Raw genomic sequence first — 10,923 nt, 5'->3', positions numbered from 1 at the left:
ATTGTATCGATCATGGCCGTATTCATGGTCCCCGATGTCGCGCACGCCCAGCTTTCGCCCGGCGCTTCGGGCACATCGAGCGCGCCGGTCAGGGGCAACGAAAATGACTATTGGTATCTGATACGGCAGATGGGCGATTGTCTCGCAGACTCCAAAGCAGACCAGTCAGCCGCTATGCTTGCTGCGACACCCGGCTCCGAGGCCGAGACGCAAGCCGTCGGCAAGCTGTTCAACAGGTCGTATAACAATTGCATGAAAACCTTCGTCAGCGCGTCCTTTGTCCGCGCTCATTTGCGCGGGTCTCTGGCCGAAAGTCTTTATCGCACTCGACGGCAGAAAATGGCCGACGCATTCGTGCCCCGATTTGCAGAACCGGACGTGGTGAACTCCCTGCATGACTTCGCCGCATGCTATGTCGCGCTGGAGTTCGACAGCGCAAGTTCGTTGCTGGAGGGGTCGCGCCTGGCGACTGATGCCGAGCGAAATCTTGTTCGCGACATGGCTTCGGGTTTCGGCCCCTGCCTTCCTGAAGGCACCGAAATCGAGATCAAACCGATCGACATCCGACTGGCGATTGCAGAGGCCATGTACCGCACCACCCTGCCTGCCGAAGGTCAAAGCTGATGCCTAAAGTCACCGTAGACGGCCAGGAACTCGAGGTTCCCGATGGCGCCACCGTGCTGCAGGCCTGCGAGTTGGCGGGCAAGGAGATCCCGCGTTTCTGCTATCACGAGCGGCTGAGCATCGCCGGCAATTGCCGGATGTGCCTGGTCGAGGTGAAGCCCGGGCCGCCCAAGCCGCAGGCCTCCTGCGCGCTGCCGGCCACCGAAGGCCAGGAAATTCGCACCGACACACCGATGGTCAAGAGCGCGCGCGAGGGGGTGATGGAGTTTCTGCTCATCAACCACCCGCTCGACTGCCCGATCTGCGACCAGGGCGGCGAATGCGATCTGCAGGACCAGTCGATGATGTATGGCCGGGGCGCGACGCGCTACACCGCCGACAAGCGCGCAGTGTCCGAAAAATACATGGGCCCCCTGATCAAGACGATCATGACCCGCTGTATCCATTGCACCCGCTGCGTGCGCTTCTCCGAGGAAATCGCAGGGGTCGACGAGATCGGCGCGCTCGGGCGCGGCGAGGATATGCAGATCACCACCTATCTCGAGCAGGCCGCCGAGCATGAGCTCAGTGCCAATGTGATCGACCTGTGCCCGGTCGGCGCGCTGACTTCGCGTCCCTATGCCTTCGAGGCACGGCCATGGGAGCTCAAGAAGACGCTCTCGATCGACGTCTCCGACGCGGTCGGCGCCAATATCCGCCTCGATAGCCGCGGGCGCGAAGTGATGCGCGCGCTGCCGCGCAACAACGACGCGGTGAACGAGGAGTGGATTTCGGACAAGGCGCGCTACCAGGTCGACGGTCTGCAACATCGCCGGCTCGACAGCGTGTGGATCCGCAAGGGCGGGACGCTGCAGAAGGCGGGCTGGGACGAGGCCTTCTCCGCGATCGCCGCAGCGCAGCCCGGCAAGAGCATTGCCGCGGTCGCGGGCGATCTGGTCGATTGCGAGACGATGTTCGCCGCCAGATCGCTGCTGAGTGCGCTGGGTTCGGACCTGCTCGAAGGCCGCCAGACCGGGATGGCCTACGACACCGGCAATCTCGCCGCGGTGAATTTCAATTCGACCTTCTCCGGGATCGAAACAGCCGATGCGATCCTGATCGTGGGCAGCCACATCCGCTGGGAAGCGCCGCTGGTGAATGTCCGGCTGCGCAAGGCGGCCAAGCGCGGCGCGAAGATCTTCATCGCCGGCCCGCAATGGGAAACCACCTTCCCGGCCGAATTCCTGGGCGAGGACCTCGGTTTCCTCAACGATCTTCCCGAAGGCCTGAGCGAAGCGATGGTGGGGGCCGAGCGGCCCGCTGTCATCCTCGGCGGCGCGGGCCTGGCGGCGGGCGCACTCGCCCCGGCGCTCAAGCTGGTCGGGCAGTTCGGCCTGATCAAGGACGATTGGAACGGCTTCAACGTGTTGCATATGGCGGCCAGCCGCATGGGCGGGCTGATGCTCGATTACGCGCAAGCTGGCGGCATCGCCGACATTGCCGATGCGAAGCCCAAGGTGCTGCTCGCGCTCGGTGCGGACGAGGTGGACTTCACCTGCTTCGGCGACAGTCTGAAGGTCTATATCGGCCATCATGGCGACAAGGGCGCGCATGCGGCGGATATCATCCTTCCCGCCGCCTCCTATGCCGAGAAGGACGGGACCTACGTCAACACCGAGGGCCGGGTGCAGTTCGCCGAAAAGGCAGTGTTCGCCCCCGGCGATGCGCGCGAGGACTGGACGATCCTGCGCGCGCTGGCCGATGCGCTTGGTGTCGAACTCGAATTCGACACTTTCGGGCAGCTGCAGTCGAAAATGGTCGAACAGGTTCCGGCGCTGGGTGAGGAAGGGCTGGCCGATTTCGGCAAGCTGCCCAAGCCCGATGCGAAGGCGAAAGCGCAGGGCTCGATCAGTGGCTATCCGATCAAGGATTTCTACCTCACCAATCCGATCGCCCGCGCCAGCGCGGTGATGCAGCGCTGCTCGGCCGAACTGCTGCACGGCGAAGAGATCCTGGAGGCAGCGGAATGACCGGTTTCTTCCAATCGCTCGGGATGAGCTACGAATGGGCCTGGGGCGTCGCCACCGTTTCCGGCGTGCTGCTGATTGCCTTTCCGCTGATGTTTGCGGTGGCCATGGTGATCTATGTCGACCGCAAGGTCTGGGCCTCCATCAACCTGCGCCGCGGCCCCAATGTGGTCGGCCCGTTCGGCCTGCTGCAGAGCTTCGCCGACGGGTTGAAGGTGTTCCTGCAGGAAACCATCATCCCCAGCGCCGCGAACAAGGGCATCTTCCTGCTCGCGCCGATCGTCACCTTCACCGTGGCGCTCGCCGCCTGGGCGGTGATCCCCTTCGACGCGGGCGTGGTGCTGGCCGATATCAACGTCGGGCTGCTCTACATTCTCGCGATCAGCTCGCTATCGGTTTACGGCATCGTCATGAGCGGCTGGGCGTCGAACTCCAAATATCCGTTCTTCTCCGCGATGCGCGCCGCCGCGCAGATGATCAGCTACGAGGTCTCGATCGGCTTCATCCTGGTCTGCGTCGTGCTGTGGGCGGGGAGCTTCAACCTGACCGAAATCGTCATGGCGCAGCGCGGCCACGGTTTCGGGATCGTCAACGGCTACTGGTTCAACCTGCTGCTGTTCCCGATGTGGGTGGTGTTCTTCATCTCGAGCCTGGCCGAGACCCAGCGCGTTCCCTTCGATCTCACCGAGGCCGAGAGCGAGCTGGTGGCAGGCTACCAGACCGAATATTCCAGCATGGCCTTCGCGCTGTTCTGGCTCGGCGAATACGCCAACATCCTGCTGATGTGCTCGCTCAACACGCTGCTGTTTTTCGGCGGCTGGTTGCCGCCGATCGACTGGGCGCCGCTCTACGTGGTGCCGGGCATCGTCTGGTTCCTGCTCAAGACCTTCTTCTTCTTCTTCCTGTTCAGCTGGGTGATGGCGACCGTGCCGCGCTACCGCTACGACCAGCTGATGCGGCTGGGCTGGAAGGTGTTCCTGCCGATGAGCCTCGGGTTCGTCGTCGTCATTTCCGGCTATCTGATGGCCACGGGGCATTATTCATGACTATCGCCCATCTGATCAAATCGTTCACCCTGTGGGAGATCGTGAAGGCGCATGCCCTCACGTTGAAGTATTTCTTCAAGCCCAAGGTGACGATCAACTACCCGCACGAGAAGAACCCGATCAGCGCGCGCTTTCGGGGCGAGCATGTCCTGCGCCGCTATCCCAATGGCGAAGAGCGCTGCATCGCCTGCAAATTGTGCGAGGCGGTCTGCCCGGCGCAGGCGATCACCATCGAGAGCGAACCGCGCGAGGACGGCAGCCGCCGGACCACGCGCTACGACATCGACATGACGAAGTGTATCTACTGCGGCTTCTGCCAGGAAGCCTGCCCGGTGGATGCCGTGGTCGAGGGTCCGAACTTCGAATATTCGACCGAAACGCGCGAAGAGCTGCTCTACGACAAGGCCAAACTGCTGGCGAACGGGGACAAGTGGGAGCGAGCGATCGCCGCCAACCTTGAAGCCGACGCCCCCTACCGCTAACCGCCGCGCAACCGAACCTGGGGCTCCCAAGATACTTCGATGATCCAAACTTTCGCCTTCTACCTCTTTGCCGTGCTCGTGATCGCCTCGGCGGTCATGGTGATATCCGCGCGCAACCCGGTGCATTCGGTGCTCTGGCTGATCCTCGCTTTCTTCAACGCGGCGGGGCTGATGGTGCTGGTAGGGGCCGAGTTCATCGCGATGCTGCTGGTGATCGTCTATGTCGGCGCGGTCGCGGTGCTGTTCCTGTTCGTGGTGATGATGCTCGACATCGATTTCGCTGAGCTGCGCGCAGGCTTCATCCGCAATTTCCCGCTCGGCATCGCCGTCGCACTGGTGCTGCTGGCCGAGCTGGTGCTCGGCATCGGGGCATATCGCGCGGGCGAGATCGTGCTCGGAACACCGAGCGGGACCGTGGCCCCCATCATCGGGGCCGGAAACACCGAGAGCCTGGGTGCGCTGCTTTACAGCGAATACCTGTTCCTGTTCGAGGCGACCGGTCTGGTGCTGCTGGTTGCCATGGTCGGGGCGATCGTCCTGACCCTGCGCGAGCGCGACAGCGCGCATCGCGGCCATCAGAACATCGGTAAGCAGGTTCGCCGCAACCCCGACGAGGCGACCGTTATGAAACGGCCCACCATCGGCGAAGGGATCGAGCTGTGATCGGGATCGAACATTACATCGTCGTCAGCGCGATCCTGTTCGTGCTCGGCGTGCTGGGGATATTCCTCAACCGCAAGAACATCATCATCATCCTGATGGCGATCGAACTGATCCTGCTGGCGGTAAACATCAACATGGTCGCCTTCAGCGCCTTTCTGGGCGATCTGACTGGCCAGATCTTCGCGATGTTCGTGCTCGCCGTGGCCGCATCCGAAGCCGCGATCGGGCTGGCGATCCTGGTGATCTATTTCCGCGGCCGCGGCACGATTGCGGTCGACAGTGTCGACCGGCTCAAGGGGTAAGCACGCGTGCAATCGATCCTGTTCATCGTCTTCCTGCCGCTGCTGGCCGCCATCGTGGGCGGGCTGGGCAATCGCGCGCTTGGCAACACGCTGGTCAAGCTGATCACGACCGGCGCGCTGTTCCTATCCTGCGCGCTGAGCTGGCCGATTTTCCTGGCCTTCGTCGCGGGCGGTGCCGAGCCGGGGGTCGTTCCCGTGCTGCAATGGGTCCAATCGGGCGATCTGTCGTTCGACTGGGCGCTGCGGGTCGATACGCTTACCGCGGTGATGCTGGTGGTGATCACCACCGTCTCCGCGCTCGTCCACCTCTACAGCTGGGGCTATATGGACGAGGATCCGGACCAGCCGCGCTTCTTCGCCTATCTCTCGCTGTTCACCTTCGCGATGCTGATGCTGGTGACCGCCGACAACCTCGTCCAGATGTTCTTCGGCTGGGAAGGGGTGGGCCTCGCGAGCTACCTTCTCATCGGCTTCTGGTTCAAGAAGCCGTCGGCCAACGCCGCGGCCATAAAAGCCTTCGTGGTCAACCGCGTGGGCGATCTGGGCTTCATGCTCGGCATCTTCGGCACCTTCGTGGTGTTCGGCACCACCTCGATCCCGGAGATCCTCGCTGCGGCTCCAGGCATGAGCGGTGCGACCATCGGCTTCCTCGGCTACCGCGTCTCGACGATGGATGTGCTGTGCATCCTGCTGTTCATCGGGGCGATGGGCAAATCGGCGCAGCTGGGCCTCCACACCTGGCTGCCCGATGCGATGGAGGGGCCCACGCCCGTCTCCGCGCTGATCCATGCCGCCACGATGGTGACCGCGGGCGTGTTCATGGTCTGCCGCCTAAGCCCGATGTTCGAGACCGCTCCGATCGCGCTCGGCGTCGTCACCTTCATCGGCGCGGCGACCTGCATCTTTGCCGCCACGGTCGGGACCACGCAGTGGGACATCAAGCGGGTGATCGCCTATTCGACCTGTTCGCAGCTTGGTTACATGTTCTTCGCCGCAGGTGTCGGCGCCTATGGCGCGGCGATGTTCCACCTGTTCACCCACGCCTTCTTCAAGGCGTTGCTGTTCCTCGGCGCTGGCAGCGTGATCCATGCCATGCATCACGAGCAGGACATGCGCTATTACGGTGCATTGCGTAAGGAAATCCCCTTCACCTTCTGGGCGATGCTGGCAGGAACGCTGGCCATCACCGGGGTCGGGATCTACTGGCTCGGCGCGGGCTTCGCGGGCTTCCATTCCAAGGACGCAATTCTGGAAGTGGCCTTCGCGCGCGGCACCGAGATGGGCACCTTTGCCTTCTGGATGGGTACCTTCGCCGCGCTGCTGACCAGCTTCTACAGCTGGCGGCTGATGTTCCTGACCTTCTGGGGCAAGCCGCGCTGGGCCGACAGCGAGCATATCCAGCACGCCGTCCATGCCGGGCACGAGGATTCCGAGGATCACAACCCGGCGGCGCAGGAAGATGCAGGCCACGACGTCCGCCACACCGTTCCTTCGCCCAACTACGAGGCGGGGACCGCGGGCTATCATCCGCACGAAAGCCCGCTCACCATGCTGGTGCCGCTGGGCGCGCTGACGCTGGGTGCGATCTTTGCAGGCTGGGTGTTCAGCCATGCCTTCCTAGACGGTGCCGGGTTCTGGCAGGGTTCGATCTTCTACAACGAGGCGCTGATCCATGAGATGCACGCGGTGCCGCTGCTGGTGAAACTGGCCGCGTCGATCGTGATGCTGATCGGTCTCGCGATCGCCTGGCTGGCCTATGTGAAGGATACCTCTATCCCTGCCAAGGCGGCCGAGCAGCTCGGCCCGGTATACCGCTTCTTCTACAACAAGTGGTATTTCGACGAGCTCTACCACGCCATCTTCGTCAAGCCCGCCTTCTGGCTCGGGCGCCAGTTCTGGAAAATCGGCGATGTCGGCACGATCGACCGCTTCGGTCCCGATGGCGCGGCCTGGGTTGTCCAGCGCGGCAGCGTGCTCGCCAAGCGGGCGCAGAACGGGCTCGTCTATAGCTATGCTCTGGTCATGCTCCTGGGCCTGATTGCCGCGATTACCTGGGTGCTGTTCTGATGGATTTCCCGATCCTTTCGCTAATGCTGCTGGTCCCTCTGGTTGCCGGCATCGCCTGCCTGTTCCTGACTGCGCCGACGGCCCGGATGGTGGCGCTGGTGGCGACGCTGATCGACCTGGCGCTCGGCGTGCTGCTGTGGGTCAATTACGATATCGGCGGCGCGCAATGGCAGTTCACCGAGCGCGCCGAGCTGTTCGCAGGGTTCGACTATGCGCTGGGGATCGACGGCATCGCGCTGATGCTGATCATGCTGAGCGTCTTCCTGATGCCGATCTGCATCCTCGCCAGCTGGCAGGGGATCACGCGCCGGGTCGGCGAATACATGGCCGCTTTCCTGTTCATGGAACTGCTGATGATCGGCGTGTTCGCGGCGCAGGATATGTTCCTGTTCTACATCTTCTTCGAAGCCGGCCTGATCCCGATGTATCTGATCATCGGCGTCTGGGGCGGGGACAACCGCATCTACGCGAGCTACAAATTCTTCCTCTACACGCTGCTCGGCTCGGTGCTGATGCTGATCGCGATGCTGTGGATGGTGAACGTCGCGGGCACCAGCAGCATCCCGGTGCTGATGCAGTATGATTTCGCGCCCAGCGCGCAGACCTGGCTGTGGCTGGCCTTCTTCGCCAGCTTCGCGGTGAAGATGCCGATGTGGCCGGTGCACACCTGGCTGCCCGACGCGCACGTCCAGGCGCCCACGGCGGGCTCGGTCATCCTGGCGGGCGTTCTGCTCAAGCTGGGCGGCTACGGTTTCATCCGTTTCAGCCTGCCGATGTTCCCAGAGGCCTCGGCGCAATTCCTGTGGCTGGTGTTCGCGCTGTCGATGATCGCGGTGATCTACACGTCGCTGGTCGCGCTGGTGCAGCACGACATGAAGAAGCTGATCGCCTATTCGAGCGTTGCGCATATGGCGATCGTCACTGCCGGCTTGTTCGCCTTCAATGTCCAGGGCCTCGAGGGCGCGATGGTTATGATGCTCAGCCACGGGCTGGTATCGGGCGCGCTGTTCCTCTGCGTCGGGGTGATCTACGACCGGCTGCACACCCGCGAGATCGACCGCTACGGCGGACTAGCCATCAACATGCCGCGCTACGCGCTGTTCTTCCTGTTCTTCACCATGGCCAGCATCGGCCTTCCCGGGACCAGCGGCTTTGTCGCCGAATTCCTGGCGCTGGCGGGCGTCTATCAGGTCTCGACCTGGGCCACGCTGGTGCTGACGACGGGCATCATCCTTGGCGCTGCCTACATGCTCTACCTCTACCGCCGGGTGGCTTTCGGGGTGCAGAAGAATGCCGATGCCGCTGCCATGTCCGACCTGAGCTTGCGCGAATGGGTCATGCTCGGCCCGATCGTAGCGGCGGTGCTGTGGATGGGGGTCTATCCCGAAAGCTTCCTCGCGCCGATGCGCGCCGACATCGCCGCGCTCGACGCGCGGCTCGCCCGAGCCGCGCCCGAAGGGGACTCGCGTCCCCAGGTCGGCACGCCGCGCGCGCATGAAGCCAATTATATCGAAGGCGCCCATGGCGCCGCCACAGGCGCAAGCGAGGGCGCCCATTGATGGATTACGCAAGCTCCTTCTACATCATTGCACCCGAGCTGATCCTGACGGGCGCAGCGCTGGTCCTGCTGCTGTTTGCGGCATGGATGCGCGATGCGGCCAAACTCGCCACGGTGGTCGCGATCACGGCGCTGTTCGGCGCGACCTTCTGGACCGGGCACCTGCTGCTCGATCCCTCTTTCGAGATGGGTGCCGATGCCTTTGGCGGGCTCTATCGGATGGACGATTTCGGCAGCGTCGCCAAACTGCTGATCTATCTCGCGACCATCGCCTGTCTGGTCCTGACCCCGCGCTATTTCGAACGCCGCGGCGCCTACCGCGCCGAGTACCCGGTGCTGCTGCTGCTCAACGCGGTCGGCATGGGGATGATGGTCTCCGCCGTTGACCTGATGACGCTCTATATCGGTCTCGAGCTTTCGAGCCTTTCGTCCTACGTCCTCGCCGCATTCCTGCGCGATGACACCAAATCGAGCGAGGCGGGGCTCAAATACTTCATTCTCGGCGCGCTCGCCTCGGGCATCATCCTTTACGGCATGAGCCTTGTCTACGGGTTCTCCGGCACCACCCAGTATGTCGGCATCCGCATCGCCTTCGCCGATGGTCTCTCTACCGGGGCGCTGTTCGGCGTTGTCTTCGTTCTGGCCGGTCTCGCGTTCAAGATCGCCGCGGTTCCGTTCCACATGTGGACCCCGGACGTCTACGAAGGCGCGCCGACACCGGTTACAGCCTTCTTTGCCAGCGCACCCAAGGTGGCGGCGGTGGCGATGCTGGTGCGGATGGCGATCGACGCCTTCGGCGCGCAGGTGGAGGCCTGGCAGCAGATCGTGATCTTCGCGGCAATGGCTTCGATTGTGGTCGGTGCGCTGGGTGCTATCGGGCAGGAGAACCTCAAGCGGGTGCTCGCCTACAGTTCGATCAACAATGTCGGGTTTATCCTGATCGGCCTCGCCACGGCAACGCCTTCGGGCGTGAGCGCGGTGCTGGTCTACCTTACCATCTATGTCGCCATGACCATCGGTGCCTTCGCGGCTGTCCTCATGCTGCGTGATCGCGATGGCGAGCAGCTCGAGACCTTTACCGATATCGCCGGGCTCTCCACGGTACGGCCCGCGCTCGCCTGGGGTGTGCTGCTGCTGATGTTCAGCCTGGCGGGTATCCCGCCGCTGTTCGGCTTCTGGGGCAAGTTCGTGGTCTTCCAGGCCGCGGTTCAGGCCGACATGATCATTCTCGCCGCGATCGGCATCGCCGCCAGCGTGATCGGCGCTTTCTACTACATCAAGTTCGTCAAGGTGATGTTCTTCGACGAGCCCGTCCGCGAGGCCGAGACGCAGAGCCCCCTCGGCCATTGGGTCGTGCTCGGAATCTGCGTGCTGATCGTTTCGCCGCTCGGTTATCTGCTCACGCCCTGGCTGGGCGCGGTTGCCGACGGCGCCGCCGCCGCGCTCTTCACCGTCGTTTGATCCGCACCGTATCGCAAACCGGCTCGACTAACGCCGACCTGCTCGCCGCGCTGCGTTCCGGCGAGCGCGTGGGCGAGGGCGACTGGCTGGTAGCCGACCGCCAGAGCGCCGGGCGCGGCCGTCAGGGGCGCGACTGGTTCGACGGCACGGGCAATTTCATGGGTTCGACCATCGTCAGGCTGAGCCCGCGCGATCCCTCGCCCGCAACGCTGGCGCTGGTAACGGGGGTGGCGGTCCACGAGGCAGTGCTGCCGCTGCTCGCCGAAGCTTCGGCGCTGACGCTCAAATGGCCCAACGATCTGCTCTACGCCGGCGCCAAGCTGGCGGGCATCCTGCTCGAGCGGCAGGATGATGCCATCGTCGTCGGTATCGGGGTCAACCTAGCCGCCGCGCCGAAACTGCCCGATCGCGCGACGATCGCACTCGCAGAGCTTGGCCCGGTGCCCTCCCGCGATTTTTTCGCCCAAAGCCTCGCCACGCATTTTGCCGCGGAGCTCGATCGCTGGCGGACCTACGGGCTGGAACCGCTGATCCGGCGCTGGGAAGCTGCGGCGCACCGATTGGGGACTGCTCTGACCGTCAATCCGCCCGGGGAGACTGCGATCTGCGGATGCTTCGCAGGGCTCTCGCCCGAAGGCTCGCTCAGGCTGCGCTTGGACAACGGGTCGGAGCGTGTCATTCACGCCGGCGACGTGATGCTCGCAAATTAGGACA

The 10,923-nt window shown here is 63.7% G+C and carries 10 protein-coding genes; all 10 read left to right on the top strand.

What is annotated here, in order from left to right:
- Positions 1-12 precede the first annotated feature (12 nt).
- From ACWIKC_RS07425 to ACWIKC_RS07380, 10 genes are read left to right on the top strand one after another with little or no spacing between them, the layout of a single operon-like run.
- Positions 13-624 carry a hypothetical protein gene (locus ACWIKC_RS07425; protein WP_454596877.1) on the top strand — a complete coding sequence of 204 codons (612 nt, stop codon included), beginning with the start codon at positions 13-15 and terminating at the stop codon, positions 622-624.
- On the top strand, positions 624-2,633 hold the full coding sequence (gene nuoG, locus ACWIKC_RS07420) for an NADH-quinone oxidoreductase subunit NuoG (protein WP_454596876.1): 2,010 nt from the start codon (positions 624-626) through the stop codon (positions 2,631-2,633). Before ACWIKC_RS07425 ends, nuoG begins: the two co-directional genes overlap by 1 nt.
- Positions 2,630-3,676 carry an NADH-quinone oxidoreductase subunit NuoH gene (gene nuoH / locus ACWIKC_RS07415; RefSeq protein WP_454596875.1) on the top strand — a complete coding sequence of 349 codons (1,047 nt, stop codon included), beginning with the start codon at positions 2,630-2,632 and terminating at the stop codon, positions 3,674-3,676. The genes nuoG and nuoH overlap by 4 nt, the downstream gene beginning before the upstream one ends.
- Positions 3,673-4,158: an NADH-quinone oxidoreductase subunit NuoI gene (nuoI, locus tag ACWIKC_RS07410; RefSeq protein WP_067607882.1), complete on the top strand. Its 486-nt coding sequence runs from the start codon at positions 3,673-3,675 to the stop codon at positions 4,156-4,158. The genes nuoH and nuoI overlap by 4 nt, the downstream gene beginning before the upstream one ends.
- 39 nt (positions 4,159-4,197) lie before the next feature.
- Positions 4,198-4,821 (top strand): NADH-quinone oxidoreductase subunit J, encoded by a 624-nt coding sequence (locus tag ACWIKC_RS07405; RefSeq protein ID WP_454596874.1) that lies wholly within the window; start codon positions 4,198-4,200, stop codon positions 4,819-4,821.
- The gene (nuoK, locus tag ACWIKC_RS07400; RefSeq protein WP_454596873.1) at positions 4,818-5,123 is read left to right on the top strand and encodes an NADH-quinone oxidoreductase subunit NuoK; all 306 of its coding nucleotides are present in this window, start codon (positions 4,818-4,820) and stop codon (positions 5,121-5,123) included. The genes ACWIKC_RS07405 and nuoK overlap by 4 nt, the downstream gene beginning before the upstream one ends.
- Before the next feature lie 6 nt (positions 5,124-5,129).
- Entirely contained in the window at positions 5,130-7,190 is a 2,061-nt protein-coding gene (nuoL, locus tag ACWIKC_RS07395) for an NADH-quinone oxidoreductase subunit L (protein ID WP_454596872.1), read from the top strand.
- The gene (locus ACWIKC_RS07390; protein ID WP_454596871.1) at positions 7,190-8,749 is read left to right on the top strand and encodes an NADH-quinone oxidoreductase subunit M; all 1,560 of its coding nucleotides are present in this window, start codon (positions 7,190-7,192) and stop codon (positions 8,747-8,749) included. The genes nuoL and ACWIKC_RS07390 overlap by 1 nt, the downstream gene beginning before the upstream one ends.
- A complete protein-coding gene (gene nuoN, locus ACWIKC_RS07385; protein ID WP_454596870.1) occupies positions 8,749-10,209 on the top strand; it encodes an NADH-quinone oxidoreductase subunit NuoN in 1,461 nt (486 codons plus the stop codon). Before ACWIKC_RS07390 ends, nuoN begins: the two co-directional genes overlap by 1 nt.
- Positions 10,206-10,919: a biotin--[acetyl-CoA-carboxylase] ligase gene (locus tag ACWIKC_RS07380; RefSeq protein WP_454596869.1), complete on the top strand. Its 714-nt coding sequence runs from the start codon at positions 10,206-10,208 to the stop codon at positions 10,917-10,919. Before nuoN ends, ACWIKC_RS07380 begins: the two co-directional genes overlap by 4 nt.
- The last annotated feature ends 4 nt before the right edge of the window (positions 10,920-10,923 follow it).

The organism is Qipengyuania sp. SM2507 (assembly GCF_053714505.1).
The sequence above is the reverse complement of the archived record's forward strand: the minus strand, read 5'-3'. Positions and strand labels throughout refer to the sequence as shown.

What these genes read in the sequence shown, in the direction of transcription:
- ACWIKC_RS07425 (WP_454596877.1), top strand. Translation starts at nt 13, where the DNA reads ATGGCCGTATTCATGGTCCCCGATGTCGCGCACGCCCAGCTTTCGCCC.
- ACWIKC_RS07405 (WP_454596874.1), top strand. Translation starts at nt 4,198, where the DNA reads ATGATCCAAACTTTCGCCTTCTACCTCTTTGCCGTGCTCGTGATCGCC.
- nuoN (WP_454596870.1), top strand. Translation starts at nt 8,749, where the DNA reads ATGGATTACGCAAGCTCCTTCTACATCATTGCACCCGAGCTGATCCTG.
- nuoG (WP_454596876.1), top strand. Translation starts at nt 624, where the DNA reads ATGCCTAAAGTCACCGTAGACGGCCAGGAACTCGAGGTTCCCGATGGC.
- ACWIKC_RS07390 (WP_454596871.1), top strand. Translation starts at nt 7,190, where the DNA reads ATGGATTTCCCGATCCTTTCGCTAATGCTGCTGGTCCCTCTGGTTGCC.
- nuoH (WP_454596875.1), top strand. Translation starts at nt 2,630, where the DNA reads ATGACCGGTTTCTTCCAATCGCTCGGGATGAGCTACGAATGGGCCTGG.
- nuoI (WP_067607882.1), top strand. Translation starts at nt 3,673, where the DNA reads ATGACTATCGCCCATCTGATCAAATCGTTCACCCTGTGGGAGATCGTG.